Origin of the sequence: Gramella sp. KN1008 (genome assembly GCF_004332155.1) — a bacterium.
In the GTDB taxonomy this organism is placed as follows: Bacteria; Bacteroidota; Bacteroidia; order Flavobacteriales; family Flavobacteriaceae; genus Christiangramia.
In genome coordinates this window covers 65,462-82,874 of record NZ_SJDV01000002.1, presented here as the reverse complement: position 1 = coordinate 82,874, position 17,413 = coordinate 65,462, and the positions used below count along the sequence as shown (strand labels likewise).

Here is a 17,413-nt window from a genome sequence, read left to right as displayed (position 1 = left end):
TTAAAGCTTTATTAAAGGGATGTTAAAAAACATCCCTTTTTTTTTAAAATATCGATTTGAAGACGCTCACTTTTTTTCTATTTTGCAACAGTTATCTAATAGATCAACTTCATGAATGAGATAAAAAGACTCTTTGATTTTCCCTATTTTCAGCTTGAGAACCACCCTCTAGAGGAGGCATTCGCAACCAAATACGATGGAAAATGGCAGGCGATTTCAACGCAACAGTATATTGACCAGGCAAACACCATAAGCCGCGGGCTACTGCGCTTAGGGGTAAAACCTAATGATAAGATTGCGGTGATTTCTACCACCAACAGGACAGAATGGAACGTGATGGATATAGGAATCCTTCAGATTGGTGCACAGAATGTCCCCATTTATCCTACTATTTCCGAAGAGGATTATGAATATGTTCTCAATCACAGTGAGGCTAAATTCTGCTTTGTTTCGGATGAAGAGGTTCTAACGAAGGTCAATCACATTAAGGCGAATACCAAATTAGAAGAGGTATATAGTTTTGATGACCTGAATGATTGCAAAAGCTGGAAGGAAGTCCTGGAGGAAGGTAAGGACAAGGCCAATCAGGACGAGGTGGAACAACTCAAGAAATCGGTTAAACCCGATGACCTGGCCACTCTTATCTATACTTCGGGTACTACGGGAAGACCAAAAGGTGTGATGCTTTCTCATGAGAACATTGTAAGCAATGTACTGGGAAGTGCTCCACGCGTTCCGTTTGAAACAGGAACTTATGTTGCACTTAGCTTTTTACCGGTGTGTCATATTTTTGAAAGAATGATATTGTATCTCTACCAGTATTATTCTGTTTCGGTTTATTTTGCCGAATCCATTGAAAAAATCAGCGATAACCTTAAGGAAGTAAAACCCCATGTTATAACTGCCGTTCCAAGATTGCTTGAGAAAGTATATGATAAGATAGTAGCGAAAGGCTCAACCTTAAGTGGAGTTAAACAGAAGTTATTCTACTGGGCTATAGAACTTGGTTTAAAATACGAACCTTATGGAGCGAATGGCTGGTGGTATGAATTCAGACTGAATATTGCCAGGAAACTTATTTTCTCTAAATGGAAAGAAGGACTTGGAGGTAATATAGAACTGATAGTTTCAGGAAGTGCCGCATTGCAACCACGTCTCGCGAGAGTTTTTGCAGCAGCCGGAATCCCTGTTATGGAAGGTTACGGCTTAACCGAAACTTCTCCAGTGATTGCCGTGAATGATGAGCGCGATCATGGCTTTAAGATTGGCACTGTGGGTAAACCTCTTAAGAATGTGGAGGTGAAGATTGCCGAAGATGGAGAGATCCTGGCCAAAGGAACCAACATCATGAAAGGCTATTATAAGGATAAAGAAAAAACCGATGAAGTGCTTAATTCTGATGGGTTCTTCCATACCGGTGACATTGGCGAATTGGATAAAGAGGGCTTCCTTAGAATAACAGACAGGAAAAAGGAAATGTTCAAGACCTCGGGAGGTAAATATGTGGCACCACAGCTCATTGAAAACACCATGAAACAATCCCGTTTTATAGAACAGATCATGGTGGTAGGTGACGGAGAAAAGATGCCCGCAGCGCTTATACAGCCAAATTTTGAATTCATTACAGAATGGGCTCGTCGCAAAAAGATAGATCTGGGAGATGGCAGCGAGGAAAATATTGCCAATAACGATTTGGTAAAGGAACGCATCCAGGAAGAAGTGGATTTCTATAACCAAAAATTCGGAAAATGGGAACAGGTGAAGACCTTTGCCCTAACCCCGGAAGCCTGGACCGTGGAAGGTGAACAGCTCACCCCTACTATGAAATTGAAAAGACGTAATATTCGTGATAAATATCACGACTTATATGAAAAGCTGTACGACAGATTTTAACTGAAGTATTGACATTTTAATAAAAAAAACTCCTCCCGAACAGAGGAGTTTTTTTGTTTTAACATATTTCAGCGTATAATTTTCATCAAATCCGAATTTTTAAATGAATTTATTATGCATGCATAATATTTTTTTCTAACTTTGGAATCATTCAAATCAACCATGAAAGAAAAGACAATAGATTATGTGCTTCGTGCAACCTGGATGGCTGTCTCTAAAATGTATAATGAAGAGGCGGGAAAAGCAGGTAGTACTATGGCTACGGGGTTTGCCCTTTTAAGTATAGACCCTGAAGAAGGGACTCCTTCCACTTCCCTGGGCCCTAAAATGGGAATGGAAGCGACCAGTCTTTCAAGGATTCTAAAGACCATGGAGGACAAAGGGCTTATTATAAGAAAGAAAAATCCTAGTGATGGGCGCAGTGTTCTTATTCACCTTACCGAATTTGGAAAGGAGATGAGAGATTACTCCAAAAGAGTAGTGCTCCGTTTTGATGAAGCGGTCAAGGAAAACGTATCCGAAAAGGACCTGCATACCTTTATAGAAGTAGCCAACACTATAATGGAATTGATCAGCGAAAAGAAAATTTATACCGAAGAAATTAAAATAAAAGAATCCCGGTAAAAACCGGGAGGGAAATTGATAAACACCAAAAAATGAAAAGAAGGATAAATAAAGTTGCAGTAATCGGCTCAGGTATAATGGGAAGCGGTATTGCCTGCCATTTCGCCAATATAGGCGTGGAGGTACTACTCCTTGATATTGTACCCAGGGAACTCACAGACAAAGAGGAGAAAAAAGGATTAAGCCTGGATGATAAAGCAGTTCGAAACCGTATCGTAAACGACTCATTACAGAACTCTTTAAAGTCCAAACCCTCTCCAATTTATCATCAGGATTTTGCAAGTCGTATAAAGACAGGGAACCTGGAAGATGATATTTCGAAAGTGTCAGAAGCAGACTGGATAATTGAAGTCGTGGTAGAACGCCTTGATATCAAGAAGCAGGTATTTGAGAAACTGGAAAAACACCGGAAACCTGGTACCCTAATTACCACCAACACTTCAGGTATTCCAATAAACTTCATGACCGAAGGAAGAAGTGAAGATTTCAAAAAACACTTCTGCGGAACCCACTTTTTTAACCCTCCAAGATATTTAAGACTGTTTGAGATCATTCCTGGAAAAGAAACTTCTGAGGAGGTACTGGATTTCCTTCATATGTATGGAGAGAAATTTCTTGGTAAAAAACCAGTTCTTGCAAAAGACACCCCTGCATTTATTGGTAATCGTATAGGTATCTTCAGTATTATGAGCCTGTTCCATATGGTTAAGGATATGGGAATGACCATTGAAGAAGTTGATAAACTTACCGGGCCGGTGATTGGCCGACAGAAATCGGCAACCTTCAGAACAGTGGATGTTGTAGGATTAGACACTTTGGTGCATGTAGCGAACGGGCTTTACGAGAACGTACCGGACGATGAACAGCACGATCTGTTCGCACTTCCTAATTTCATCAATACCATGATGGAAAATAAATGGCATGGAAGTAAAACCGGTCAGGGATTTTATAAAAAGATCAAAAAAGATGATGGTTCAAGCGAGATCAAATCACTCGATCTGGAAACCATGGAATATCGGGACAGAAAAAGTGCGTCTTTTGCCACATTAGAACTAACAAAATCCATAGATAAGGTAGAAGACCGTTTTGAAGTTCTTGTTAATGGAAAGGATAAGGCCGGAGAATTCTACAGAAAGACCTTCTCTGCCCTATTTGCTTATGTATCTAACAGGATACCCGAGATCTCAGACGAACTATACAAGATAGATGATGCTATGAAAGCCGGTTTTGGCTGGGAGCATGGACCTTTCCAGATCTGGGATGCAATTGGTGTAAAGAAAGGTATCGAAATGATGAAGGAAGAGGGTTATGAACCCGCTGCCTGGGTTAATGAGATGCTTGAAAATGGTAGTGATAGCTTCTACACTGTAAAAGAAGGTGCAACCTACTACTACAATATAGACGCTAAAGCGCAGAAGAAAGTACCTGGTCAGGACGCCTTCATTATTCTTGACAATATCAGAGAATCAAAAGAGGTTTTCAAGAACACCGGCGTGGTTGTGGAAGACCTTGGCGATGGAATCCTTAATGTGGAATTCAGAAGCAAGATGAACACCATTGGCGGTGATGTACTGGATGGCATTAATAAGGCTATTGACATTGCTGAAAAGGATTACCAGGGACTTGTTGTTGCCAACAACGGAAAGAACTTCTCTGTAGGAGCCAATATCGGGATGATCTTCATGATGGCTGTAGAACAGGAATATGACGAACTGAACATGGCTGTCAAATACTTCCAGGATACCATGATGCGTATGCGCTACTCCTCTATTCCAACTGTTGCTGCGCCTCATGCCATGACCCTTGGAGGTGGTTGCGAACTTTCGCTACATGCCGATAAAGTGGTTGCCGCAGCAGAAACCTATATCGGATTGGTTGAATTTGGAGTAGGAGTTATCCCCGGTGGAGGAGGAACCAAAGAGATGACAGTAAGAGCGGCAGATACCTTTGAAAAAGATGATGTGGAACTAAACAGGTTGAGAGAGCATTTTCTTACCATTGGGATGGCAAAGGTCTCAACGTCGGCATATGAAGCCTATGACCTGAATATTCTTCAGAAAGGAAAGGATATCGTGGTAGTAAATCCGGACAGGCAGCTGGCAATAGCTAAAAAACATGCCTTACTAATGGCTGAGAACGGTTATACCAAACCAATTCATAGAACAGACATAAAGGTTCTTGGTAAGCAGGCCCTTGGAGCCTTTCTGGTAGGAACTGACCAGATGAAAGCCGGAAACTACATTAGCGAGCATGATCAGAAGATCGCAAACAAACTGGCCTATGTAATGGCTGGTGGAGATCTTTCAGAAAATCAAAAAGTAAGTGAACAATACCTCTTAGATCTTGAAAGGGAAGCATTCCTTTCCTTGACCGGAGAGCGCAAGACCCTTGAAAGACTTCAGCATATGTTGAAAAAAGGAAAACCTCTTAGAAATTAAAAATGATAGATGTTGAATTTTAGATGAATTGACATTTAAAATTTCTAATTCAAAAATTAAAATAATGAAAAAAACAGCATACATAGTAAAAGCATACAGGACTGCAGTAGGAAAGGCTCCACGGGGAGTGTTCAGGTTTAAAAGACCTGATGAGCTGGCTGCTGAAACCATCCAATATATGATGGATAAACTTCCTGAATTTGATAAAAAACGTATCGATGATGTGATCGTTGGAAATGCAATGCCAGAGGCTGAACAGGGGCTAAACGTAGGTCGCCTGATCTCACTTATGGGATTGAAAATTGAAGATGTTCCGGGAATGACGGTCAATCGTTATTGTGCTTCAGGTCTGGAAACCATCGCGATCGCTACCGCCAAGATCCAGAATGGTATGGCAGATTGTATAATTGCCGGGGGTGCCGAAAGTATGAGCTACATACCTATGGGTGGTTACAAGCCAGTACCAGATTATGAACTTGCAAAGCAGGGTCATGAAGATTATTACTGGGGAATGGGACTTACTGCCGAGGCAGTGGCAAATAAATACAAAGTCTCACGTGAAGACCAGGATGAATTTGCTTACAACTCTCATCAAAAAGCCATTAAGGCTCAGGCCGAAGACCGTTTCCAGGATCAGATAGCACCCATCAATATTGATGAAACTTATGTTGATGAAAATGGTAAGAAACAAACTAAATCTTATACAGTAAATAAGGATGAAGGTCCGCGTAAAGACACTTCTATCGAGGTTCTGAACAAACTAAGACCGGTATTTGCAGATGGCGGAAGCGTTACTGCGGGAAATTCTTCCCAAATGAGTGACGGCGCAGCTTTTGCCATGGTAATGAGCGAAGAAATGGTTAAAGAGCTGAATCTTGAACCGGTGGCGAGACTGGTAAGTTATTCAGCTGTAGGAGTTGAACCAAGGATCATGGGTATCGGGCCGGTTTATGCTATTCCGAAAGCACTTAAACAGGCCGGACTTAAGAAAGAAGACCTTGAACTTATCGAGTTAAATGAGGCATTCGCTTCCCAGTCCCTGGCTGTTATGAGAGAGCTTGATCTGGATCAGAAAAGAGTGAATGTGAACGGAGGAGCGATCTCTATGGGGCACCCTCTAGGATGCACGGGAGCAAAACTTTCGGTACAGATTTTTGATGAAATGAAAAAAAGAAACCTGAAGGATAAATATGCCATGGTTACCATGTGTGTAGGTACCGGCCAGGGTGCAGCTGGAGTTTATGAGGTTTTTTAATGCATAATCACAATCAACAAGAACTAGATACACTATAGAGAATCCTATTCTCAATAAATAATTACAAGAATGAGTACAGATACAGAAAAAAAAGATATGCTTCGCGGAGGTCAGTTCCTTGTGAAGGAAACTAAAAGTGAAGATATTTTCACTCCTGAAGACCTTAATGAGGAGCAGAAAATGATGAAAGATTCGGTCAAAGAATTTGTAGATCGTGAGATCTGGCCGAAAAAAGAAGAATTTGAAAAGAAGAACTATGCCCTTACTGAAGAGGTAATGAACAAAGCTGCCGAACTGGGATTCCTGGGTGTAGGTGTACCAGAAGAGTATGACGGACTCGGAATGGGCTTTGTATCCACAATGCTGGTTTGCGATTATATTTCAGGTGCTACCGGTTCTATAGCCACGGCTTTTGGAGCACATACAGGTATTGGAACTTTACCTATTCTTCTTTACGGAAACGAAGAGCAGAAGAAAAAATATGTTCCTAAATTGGCTACTGGCGAATGGTTTGGTGCTTACTGTCTTACCGAACCTGGCGCGGGTAGTGATGCCAATTCGGGAAAAACCAAAGCGGTACTTTCAGAAGACGGTAGAAGCTACAAGATAAGCGGACAGAAAATGTGGATCTCCAATGCCGGATTCGCATCGGTCTTTATTGTATTTGCAAGAATTGAGGACGATAAGAACATTACCGGATTCATTGTAGAGTATGATAAAGAGAATCCTAACGGGATCACTTTTGGTGAAGAAGAGAAAAAACTTGGTATTCACTCCTCCTCAACTCGTCAGGTGTTCTTCGATGAAACTGAAATTCCTGTTGAGAATATGCTATCAGAACGCGGCAATGGTTTCAAGATTGCGATGAATGCATTGAACGTAGGACGTATAAAACTTGCGGCGGCAACGCTTGATGCCCAGAGAAGGGTAACCGATGTGGCCGTGAAATATGCCAACGATCGGGTGCAGTTCAAGACTCCAATAGCCAAATTTGGGGCTATCAAGTCTAAACTTGCCGAAATGGCAGCTTCTGCCTATGTAGGTGAAGCGGCTAACTATCGTGCGGCTAAGAATATTGAGGATCGAATCAATATCAGGCTGGAAGAAGGAAAGTCTCACGCTGAAGCCGAATTAAAAAGCTTCGAGGAATATGCGATTGAATGTTCTATTCTTAAAGTTGCCTGTTCTGAAGATGTACAGAATTGTACTGATGAAGGTATACAGATATTTGGTGGAATGGGCTTCTCTGCTGATACTCCTATGGAATCTGCCTGGAGAGATGCACGTATCGCGAGAATCTATGAGGGAACTAACGAGATCAACCGTATGCTGGCCGTGGGTATGCTGGTTAAAAAAGCCATGAAAGGTCACGTTGACCTGCTTGGACCGGCTACAAAAGTGGCTGATGAACTTACGGGTATTCCTTCTATGGAAAAACCTGACTATTCTGAGCTATTCAGCGAAGAAAAAGCAATGATCGGCAAATTGAAAAAAGTTTTTCTAATGGTAGCCGGAAGTGCCGTTCAGAAATTTGGACCAGATCTGGAAGAACATCAGCAATTGCTACTTGCCGCTGCAGATATCCTTATCGAGATCTATATGGCAGAATCTGGCATTCTCAGAACAGAAAAGAATGCTAAAAGATTTGGAGCTGAAAGCCAGAAAGAACAGATCGCCATGGCCAAATTATACCTTTACCACGCGGTTGACCTGATCAACACTAAGGCTAAAGAAGGTATTATTTCCTTTGCAGATGGCGACGAACAACGTATGATGCTTATGGGACTGAAGCGTTTCACCAAATATCAGAATCAGCCTAATATTATTGAACTTAGAAATGTTATAGCTGAAAAGCTTACTTCAGAAAATAAATATTGCTTTTAATTAAGTATTCTGTTAACTGAAGGAAGCCTCGCGAATTGCGGGGCTTCTTTTGTTTAAACCAAATCCTATTTGGTTAAAGTTATATAAATATGGACCTTTTCATTTTCCGAAGCAGTCATTTTTAGTAGCTTTAAGTATAAAACCAACCAAAAATGCTGGAACTGGAAAGAAATACAAGCACTTATATTATTGGCGGCATACTTATTCTTATCCTTACTTTCTCCTTTGCTTTCTATATACTTAAGCGACTTGGAAAAGATCCCGGCAACATACTTCCGGTAAATTTCGCACAAAAGATACGGGTTCCCTTACTTATATTTCTGGCCTCTCTTATAGCCCAGATCGCAGTGATAGGTGATATTTTTCATTTTGAAGCCACAAAAAAGATCGTTGGACATGTAAGTGTAATTGGAATTATATTCAGTGTTGCGTGGTTTCTTATTCTGCTCTTCAAAGTGTTCAAAAAAAGGATGTTAAGGAAATATGATGTGGAAAGCACTGATAACCTGAAAGCCCGCAAAGTTTATACTCAGTATATGATCCTGGAAAATATTGTGATCTTTATTATCGTAATTCTGGCACTGGGAATAGCATTGATGAGTTTTGACAGTATAAGGTCCGTTGGAGTTAGTCTGCTTACCTCGGCAGGGATTGCCGGCATCATCATTGGTCTTGCTGCCCAAAAAGCCATAGGAACCTTGCTGGCGGGTATTCAGATCGCTATCACGCAACCAATAAGGCTGGATGATGTTGTGATTGTTGAAGGAGAATGGGGCTGGATAGAAGAGATCAATCTTACTTATGTAGTGGTGAGGGTCTGGGATAAAAGAAGACTTGTGGTCCCTACTACTTATTTTATTGAAAACACCTTTCAGAACTGGACAAGAACTTCGGCAGATATTCTTGGAACCGTTTATATCTATGCTGATTATGGTCTTCCAATTGACGCCCTCAGGAACGAACAGACCCGCCTGTTGAATTCTACAGACCTGTGGGATGGCAACGTGAATGTACTACAGGTAACTAACACCACTGAAAAATCTGTTGAACTAAGAGTGCTGGTTAGTGCCCGAAACTCACCAACAGCATGGGATTTAAGGGTATTCCTCAGAGAAAAGCTGTTAGAGTTCATTCAAAAGGAATACCCTCAGTTCCTGCCAAAATCACGCGTAAGTATAGACCGCGACAGTGATTCCCGGAAAAACTATTCCTGAAATATCATTCCATCGGTTGCGATACCTTTACTAAAGTTGGCAGCTGTTTCTATCAAAGCAAGATGTGAATACGCCTGAGGAAAATTCCCCAGTAAACGCTTTGTCTTAAAGTCTATATCCTCACTAAAAAGGCCCAGGTGATTGCTGTAAGATAATAACTGGTCAAACATCTTCTTGGCTTTTTTCTTTTCGCCTATTTTGTAAAGACTGTCTATTAGCCAGAAAGTACAAATAGTGAAGGAAGAAGTGGGTTTTCCAAAGTCATCACTATTCTTGTAGCGATACATCAGGCCGTCTTCGCATAGCTCTTCTTCGGTGGCCTTAACGGTACTTATAAATCGCGGGTCGTCAGCTTCAATAAAGCCATAAGGTTGCATAAGCAAGGTGGAGGCGTCCAGGTCTTTAGAGCCATAGTACTGCGTATAAGCCTGCTTTTCCTCATTCCATCCATTCTTATAGATATCCTCATAAATTTCTTCGCGTAAGGCCTTCCAGCGCGTATCATTGATCCCCATACGTAAGACCTCGCCAATCTTGATCGCTCTGTCTACAGCCACCCAGCATAAGAGTTTTGAAAATACGAAATGACGGTCCTCGGTTCTAAGTTCCCAGATACCTTTATCGGGTTTCTTCCAATTCTCCTGAACTATCATTACTATTCCCCGTACCACGGTCCAAAGTGCCTCAGAGTTTTCAAGAGAGGTTTCGAACATCAAAAATTGCTGATAGATCACTTCCATCAGAATTCCGTAAATATCGTTCTGTTTCTGAATATATGCCGCGTTACCCGTTCGTACCGGCCGGGAATTTTTATATCCCTTCAGATGATTCAAAATATGTTCGGTAAGTTCTTTCTCTCCGTTAATACCGTACATAATCTGTATTTTCTCATCCTTATGAGGAATAATGTCGATAATGAACTGAAGGAAATCCTTAGCCGATTTGATATGACCCAATCCGGCCATTACCTTGATCACCATAGATGCATCCCTTATCCAGCAGAACCGATAGTCCCAGTTTCGTTCTTCACCAATGGTTTCAGGAAGTGATGTGGTCGCAGCTGCCAGAACAGCGCCTGATTTTTTATAGCTAAGTGCCTTTAAAACCAGAGCGCTTCTCATGATCTCATGGCCATAGTGATTGTAACGGGTAGTCTTTTCACTCCAGTTCATCCAATAGACCTTTGTTCGTTGAAATTTGAGATAAGACCTATCCAGTGATTGCTCTACCAATTTTTCGTGATAACCTACCAGACAATACTCATTCTTCGTTAAGCTTATCTCTTTTCTATCAACTATATCATTCAGGTTAAAACTGGAATAGAAATACAATGAATCATACTTACCCTCTTTGGTATAGCTCTTTATGTAATCGCCTTTGTTCTCATTATAGGTCTTCTCGCGTGCATAATCCAGTTTGGGATCATATTTAATTCTGAATTTGGGTGTGCCTCCAATATGTCTGAAAAACCTTATTACATCCGGCGGGGCATAATAAGACCCATCTTCCCGTGCATATCGCGGCATAAAGTCTATAAGCTGAAATGAATCCTCCCCATTATCAAATACAGTGCTCAGAATATTGGTTTCCCACAGATATTCCTGTGTTATCTTATAATCGTCACTAACCTCTATCTCAAAACTACCGCCTATTTCCTCATCCAGTAATTTGGCAAACATGGCCGATGAATCAAAATTGGGCATGCAGCACCAGTCCAGTGAACCCGTTTTGGAAATTAAAGCACAGCTTTTACAATTACTTATTATACCATAATCTAAGTTGTCCATATATCTTAAAAATCTTTTAAATCAATGGCTGTCTGAAATGATTTTCGGAAATTTAAGAAAAAACAAATTCGTCGCAACAGCATTTAGATTTAATTATGAGTAAAACTATCATCATTTCTAACCGACTACCTCTTCAAATATCCATAGAAAACAATCATCTCGAAGTAACTCCAAGTGTTGGAGGTCTTGCTACCGGCTTGAAATCCTTCCATAAGGATGGGGATAGCATATGGATGGGCTGGCCCGGTCTTACCGAAGAAGAAATCCCTGAAGATCTTAAAGAGGAAGTTCAGAAAAAAGCAAGGGAAGAAAACTGTGTGGCAGTTCACCTTACTTCAGATGAAATTGATGGGTTTTACTATGGTTTCAGCAATCGAACCATCTGGCCTCTCTTTCATTATTTTATGGAATATACAGAATCCGACCAGAATTTCTGGCGGGTGTATAAAGAGGTTAACCAGAAATATGCAGACGAGATCTTAAAGTATTATGAAGAAGGCGATGTGATATGGGTACATGACTACCAATTGCTGCTGGTACCTAATATGATAAGAGAACAGGCACCCGAAGCCGTTATTGGTTTTTTTAACCATATCCCCTTCCCTTCTTATGAAGTCTTCCGAACTCTTCCCTGGAGGGACGAAGTACTAAAAGGAATGTTGGGTGCCGATCTTATAGGGTTTCACACCTATGATTATGAACGGCACTTCTTCAGTGCGGTGAGCCGTATCCTAAGACATCAGGTGGATTTTAATGAAGTAGCCCTGCCAGACAGGATCGTGAAAGTAGACTCCTTCCCTATGGGCATCGATTATAAGAAATTTGAACAGGCTGCGCTGGATCATTTTGAAAGTACGGCAGAAAATCAATCGGAACTACAACGGAGGCTGGACCATCACCTTGAAGCCACTCCCGAGGCCAAAATGATCCTCAGTATAGACAGGCTCGATTACACCAAAGGTATCGCTCATCGTATAAGAGCCTTTGAATACTTTCTTGACAGGAATCCTGAATACATTGAAAAAGTGAGACTTGTAATGCTGGCAGTGCCGTCAAGATCAAATGTTCCCCAGTATAGAAAACTGAAACGTGAGGTAGATGAACTGGTAGGCAGGATCAATGGTAAGTTTTCTACGGTTAGCTGGACTCCTATCTGGTACTTTTATCGTTCCATGCCTTTCGAGAACCTTATTGACCTGTATACCACCTGTGAAATTGCCTTATTAACGCCAATACGTGACGGGATGAACCTCGTAGCAAAAGAATATATCGCTACCCGAACAGATCGTACAGGGGTGCTTATACTTAGTGAGATGGCGGGAGCAGCACATGAAATGAACGAAGCGCTTATCATTAATCCGAATAATTTTGAACAGGTTTCCGAGGCCCTGAAAACTGCTTTCCATATGCCTAAGGAAGAGCAGGTTGAAAGAAACAAGATGCTTCAGAAGAGACTTAGAAGATACAGTGTAGAAAAATGGGCGCAGGATTTCATGAACTCCCTTAGAGCCACCAGGGAAAACAGGGATAGCTTTAAGGCAACCAGGATTACCCCGGAAATCTCCCAGGAGATCATGCAGCAATTCAAAAATGCCAGCAAGAAAATACTTTTCATAGACTACGATGGTACGCTGGTTAATTTTGTAGACAAACCGGAAGATGCCAAGCCAGATAAAGAATTAAAGGAACTTATTAAGGAGCTTAACTCCAAGGAAGATACTGACGTGGTACTTATTAGTGGTCGTGATAAGAATACCCTGGGAAGCTGGTGGAAGGACGTACCCGTTGAGCTCATTTCCGAACATGGCGTCTGGATGAGACAGATAGATGGAGAATGGGAATTATCTGAAAATGTGAAAAGTGAATGGATGGATGCGGTGAGACCGGTGATAGAAACATTTGTAGATAGGACTCCCGGTACTTTCATTGAAGAAAAGAACTACTCACTGGCCTGGCATTACCGCAAAGCTGATCCTCAACTTGGAGAGATACGAGCCAATGAACTAAGCAACGTTCTTAAAGAACTTATCTCTAACCGTGGATTAAGTGTGCTTGAAGGCAACAAGGTCCTGGAGATCAAAAGCAGTGATGTGAATAAAGGAAAAGCCTGCACCAAGAAGCTGGTAGGTGAGAATTACGATTTCATATTTGCGATTGGCGATGACTGGACAGATGAGTACATGTTCAGTGAACTACCTGAAACCGCTCATACAGTGAAGGTTGGAATTAAAAAGACAAGTGCGAGATATTATGTAGAAGGAACTCCAAAAGTAAGGTCCCTGCTGGAAAAATTTAGAGATAACCTCTAAGGGAATAGCTGTGTTAAATTTATTTGCAATTAAACCAAAAGTTTAAAGATACATTAACTACGAGCATATGGCTTCAGGTTTTTTTCTGCGTAATTTTATCCTATGAATTTAAATCGAACCAATTTAAAACCAAATTCTATGAAATCAGGAAAATTGTTAATAGGGCTTCTTTCGGGAGCAGTAGCAGGTGCAGTGGCAGGAATACTATTTGCGCCTAATAAAGGTAAGGATACCAGAAAAGCTATCACTCAGAAAGGCGACGACTATATCAAGGGAGCCAATAGAAGCATTCATGACTTTACAGATTCTATTAATCATAAAGTAGAAGCGCTTAAGGCAAAAACCAAAGCCAATATGGCCCGCACAAAGTCTAAAGAAAAAATGAATGAGGCCAAAGCCGAAATGCATGAAATGAAAGCAAGTTAATTTATAGAAAATTGATTGTTAGTAAGGCCCCGGAGATTTTCCGGGGCCTTATTTTTTTCAGAAATCTCTGAAACTTGTGTATTTTAGAAATCTAATAATTATTATATCATGAAAATATTCCCCCGATTTACTTTTTTTCTAGTTGCATGTTGTAGCCTTACTTTTTCCACTAGCGCGCAGGATACCGATATGCGTTTATATGAGATTATTGATGAAGTTTCTGCCGATAGCCTGGAGCATGACATACGTAAGCTTGCCGGATTTGGCACTCGTAACACCTTTAGTGACACGGTTTCAGAAACCCGTGGTATTGGAGCGGCCAGAAGATGGATAAAATCTGAATTTGAGAGTATTTCTTCAAAATGTAATAACTGTCTTGATGTTTTCTATCAAAAGGATTATGTAACTCCCGAGGATGGTGAGCGAATTCCCAAGGAAGCATGGGTGGTAAACGTTGTGGCGATTCAAAAGGGAACCAGGTATCCCAACCGTTATGTAATTATGAGTGGAGATATCGATTCCCGCGCCAGCAATACTATGGATTTTACAACAGATGCTCCCGGCGCCAATGATAATGCCAGTGGAATGGCAGGCACCATGGAAGCAGCCAGGGTTTTGTCTCAGTATGAATTTGAAAGCAGTATTATTTATGTTGGTCTTTCCGGAGAGGAACAGGGTCTGTTCGGAGGAAAAGGCCTGGCCGAATATGCTAAAAAGCAGGGCTGGGAGATCATTGGAATTCTTAACAATGATATGATAGGAAATATTGAAGGTGTGGATGGAGTCATAGATAACCGCAGTTTCCGGATATTTTCAGAACCCGTACCTCCTACTGAAACCGAACAGGAAAGAAGAATGAGGAGGTTCTACGGTGGAGAGGTAGATGGTATATCCCGTCAGCTGGCACGTTATATCCATAAGAACGTGGAAACATATATGCCGGAAATGAACCCAATGATGATCTATCGCCTTGACCGCTTTGGCCGTGGCGGGCATCACAGGCCATTCAATGATCTTGGTTTTGCAGGCGTGAGAATCATGGAAGCTCATGAAAATTATAACCGGCAGCATCAGGATATCAGAACCGAAAACGGGATAGAATATGGCGATGTGATCGAAGGAGTGAATTTTGATTACGCGAAAAAACTTACCGCAGTGAATGCTATTAACCTTGCGAGCCTGGCCTGGGCCCCTCCTGCCCCGGAAAAAGTAGAGATAGGCGGAATTGTTGAGCCAAGTACCAGGTTAAGATGGGAACCGGTTGAAGGCGATATCGCAGGCTACAAGATCTACTGGCGCCATACGACCGCTCCTCAATGGCAACATTCAAGATTTGTAGGTGATGTTACCGAGTTCACCCTTGAAGGTATTGTTATAGATAACTATTTATTTGGAGTTGCCGCAGTAGGTAAGAATGGCCATGAAAGTCTGGTGGTTTTCCCTTCCGGAACGTTCAGATAAGCAATATTTAATATTATGAAAAATTCAAAACTCTTCTTCCTTTTATTCCTCTGTCTGGGTGTAATTCATTCCTGTAAAGATACTAAGGAACATAAGGAGCAAGAAACCGCAAAAAAGGAGACCGTAACCGGGGAGCCCGAGGAAAACAATGAGCTTTCACAGTCTCCCAGGCATCATGAATGGGTGACTTTATCTCATGGAGAAAGGGACTTTGAAGCCTTCGTGGTCTATCCCGAAAAATCGGAAAAAGCAAAACCGGTTATCGTGATCCATGAAAACCGGGGGTTGAATGACTGGGCGAGGCTATTTGCTGATAAGCTTGCGTCAAAAGGATTTCTGGTTATCGCTCCGGACCTTATTTCCAATACTGCAGAAGGAAAAAAGCGTACTACGGATTTTGAAAATTCCGATGCCGCCAGAACAGCAATCTACGATCTTGATAAAGACCAGGTAACAGCCGATCTCAATGCTGCCTATGAATACATCAAAAATGATTCTGCCTCTACAGGTGAAGTAGCCGTTGTTGGTTTTTGCTGGGGAGGCTCCCAGACTTTTCAATATGCTACTAATAATCAGGAAATCACTTCAGCACATGTCTTTTATGGCACCGGTCCGGAAGATCCTGCTGAAATGGAAAGGATCTCAGCGCCAGTATATGGCTATTATGGAGGAAATGATAACAGGGTGAATTCAACTATCGAAGAAACGGAAAAATTAATGAAAGAGGCAGGCAAAACCTATAAGTACAAGATCTACGAAAACGCAGGCCATGCCTTTATGAGAAGTGGCCATGAAGAAAATGCCGAGCCCGGGAACAGGAAAGCACATGATGAGGCCTGGAAGAGATTGCTGAAATTACTGAAATGAAACAAGTATATAGGATTTTTAAACCCCGCCGGATAGCGGGGTTTTTATATGCCTTAATACAACAAAATACTAATTAACAATACTTTACACTAAACTTATAGAAAATTAGCATTGGCTCTGCCTAATTTAGTTATTCAATTAACCAAAAAGTTCTAATTATGGCAGACATAAGGGTTGAAAAGAAGAAACCTGTATGGCCCTGGTTGTTTCTTATAATAATCCTGGCAGTAATTATCTTCCTTTATTTTTATGGAAGTATGGATACAGAGGATACCGATGATATGGAAACCGAAGAAATCGAAGAGGTTACTCAAATAAGAACTGATTCAGAACCCCTTCGAATCGAAGAAATCACAGTTTAACCAATTAAAGACGATGTTATGAGTAAGAAGGAAAAACACTTATATCAAATGAGTGAATTGAAGGGATATAAGATTAATCCAAAAGATCCCGATATACGTGGATGGGTAGTGAAAGACCTGGATAACAGGGTGATTGGAAAGGTAGATAATCTGCTGGTGAATAAGGAACTCGGAAAAGTGGTTTATGTAGATGTTGAAGTGGATCAAAGCATTATAGATGCCAACCACGATCCTTATGCTGCACATATCGATTCTGAAATTCATGAATTCATAAATAAAGAAGGGGAAAATCATATTATTATCCCCATAGGACTTATCAGCCTGAACCGTGATGACAAATTTGTATTCACCGAAAGCATCAATTATCAAACCTTTGCGGAGACCAAACGTTATAGATCAGGTAGTCACATCAGCCGGGACTATGAAAGACATGTAATGGGCTCTTATGAGCGCAGAAAACCACGTCGTGAAAGAGAATATACTGATGCCGAGCTGCGCGAAAGGGAGTTGAGACGTCGTGAGGAAGCCACACTGGCTGAAGAAAGAAGACGTGAAGTGGCAGATGACGATGTTCACACTCACACCCCATCCGGTGACGCTGAGGAAAGAATGAGAAGGGAAAAAACCAGAATGAAATATTCTTCAGACAGGGATAGAAACCTGCGTGAAGATTATGATGAAGAATTGACCTATCGGGATGAATTAAATGACCTTGACCCTGAACCTACGCTGGACGATGATATGGATTGGAAAAGAGATAAGCGTCGAATTCCTGATGATAACAGATATAGAAACCTTAAAAGAAGAAGGATAACAGATGAATTTTATGACAGGAAGGAATTTCAATAATTTCATTCTGACCGACTAAGATAAAGGGACCATCACGGTCCCTT

Annotated in this window: 13 protein-coding genes; 12 read left to right on the top strand and 1 reads right to left on the bottom strand. The window is 41.3% G+C overall.

Annotation, left to right across the window (positions count from 1 at the left end; genetic code table 11):
• The first annotated feature begins 111 nt into the window (after positions 1–111).
• The 6 genes from EZJ28_RS03555 (at position 112) to EZJ28_RS03530 (ending at position 9,308) form a co-directional block, all read left to right on the top strand.
• Positions 112–1,893: a long-chain fatty acid--CoA ligase gene (locus EZJ28_RS03555; RefSeq protein WP_131395019.1), complete on the top strand. Its 1,782-nt coding sequence runs from the start codon at positions 112–114 to the stop codon at positions 1,891–1,893.
• Between the two features lie 162 nt (positions 1,894–2,055).
• Complete coding sequence (locus EZJ28_RS03550) at positions 2,056–2,517, top strand: MarR family winged helix-turn-helix transcriptional regulator (protein ID WP_131395017.1); 462 nt, start codon at positions 2,056–2,058, stop codon at positions 2,515–2,517.
• A 32-nt stretch (positions 2,518–2,549) separates the two neighbouring features.
• A complete protein-coding gene (locus EZJ28_RS03545) occupies positions 2,550–4,955 on the top strand; it encodes a 3-hydroxyacyl-CoA dehydrogenase/enoyl-CoA hydratase family protein (protein WP_131395015.1) in 2,406 nt (801 codons plus the stop codon).
• Between the two features lie 64 nt (positions 4,956–5,019).
• A complete protein-coding gene (locus tag EZJ28_RS03540; protein ID WP_131395013.1) occupies positions 5,020–6,210 on the top strand; it encodes an acetyl-CoA C-acyltransferase in 1,191 nt (396 codons plus the stop codon).
• Between the two features lie 69 nt (positions 6,211–6,279).
• On the top strand, positions 6,280–8,094 hold the full coding sequence (locus EZJ28_RS03535; protein WP_131395010.1) for an acyl-CoA dehydrogenase family protein: 1,815 nt from the start codon (positions 6,280–6,282) through the stop codon (positions 8,092–8,094).
• Between the two features lie 152 nt (positions 8,095–8,246).
• Positions 8,247–9,308 (top strand): mechanosensitive ion channel family protein, encoded by a 1,062-nt coding sequence (locus tag EZJ28_RS03530; RefSeq protein WP_131395008.1) that lies wholly within the window; start codon positions 8,247–8,249, stop codon positions 9,306–9,308.
• On the opposite strand, the gene EZJ28_RS03525 is transcribed toward EZJ28_RS03530, so the two are convergent.
• On the bottom strand, positions 9,299–11,095 hold the full coding sequence (locus tag EZJ28_RS03525) for a glycoside hydrolase family 15 protein (protein ID WP_131395006.1): 1,797 nt from the start codon (positions 11,093–11,095) through the stop codon (positions 9,299–9,301). The two genes, EZJ28_RS03530 and EZJ28_RS03525, sit on opposite strands and share 10 nt — an antisense overlap.
• A 95-nt stretch (positions 11,096–11,190) precedes the next feature.
• Between EZJ28_RS03525 and EZJ28_RS03520 the strand changes: the two genes are divergently transcribed.
• From EZJ28_RS03520 to EZJ28_RS03495, 6 genes are all read left to right on the top strand, one after another.
• A complete protein-coding gene (locus tag EZJ28_RS03520; protein WP_131395004.1) occupies positions 11,191–13,404 on the top strand; it encodes a bifunctional alpha,alpha-trehalose-phosphate synthase (UDP-forming)/trehalose-phosphatase in 2,214 nt (737 codons plus the stop codon).
• A 138-nt stretch (positions 13,405–13,542) separates the two neighbouring features.
• Positions 13,543–13,830, top strand: a complete 288-nt coding sequence (locus EZJ28_RS03515) for a YtxH domain-containing protein (protein ID WP_165499023.1) — start codon at positions 13,543–13,545, stop codon at positions 13,828–13,830.
• A 189-nt stretch (positions 13,831–14,019) separates the two neighbouring features.
• Positions 14,020–15,291, top strand: a complete 1,272-nt coding sequence (locus EZJ28_RS03510; protein WP_394346088.1) for a M28 family metallopeptidase — start codon at positions 14,020–14,022, stop codon at positions 15,289–15,291.
• A 15-nt stretch (positions 15,292–15,306) separates the two neighbouring features.
• Entirely contained in the window at positions 15,307–16,158 is an 852-nt protein-coding gene (locus tag EZJ28_RS03505; RefSeq protein ID WP_131394998.1) for a dienelactone hydrolase family protein, read from the top strand.
• Positions 16,159–16,316: 158 nt separating this feature from the next.
• On the top strand, positions 16,317–16,520 hold the full coding sequence (locus tag EZJ28_RS03500; RefSeq protein ID WP_131394996.1) for a hypothetical protein: 204 nt from the start codon (positions 16,317–16,319) through the stop codon (positions 16,518–16,520).
• Between the two features lie 18 nt (positions 16,521–16,538).
• Complete coding sequence (locus tag EZJ28_RS03495) at positions 16,539–17,369, top strand: hypothetical protein (RefSeq protein WP_131394994.1); 831 nt, start codon at positions 16,539–16,541, stop codon at positions 17,367–17,369.
• Positions 17,370–17,413 lie beyond the last annotated feature (44 nt).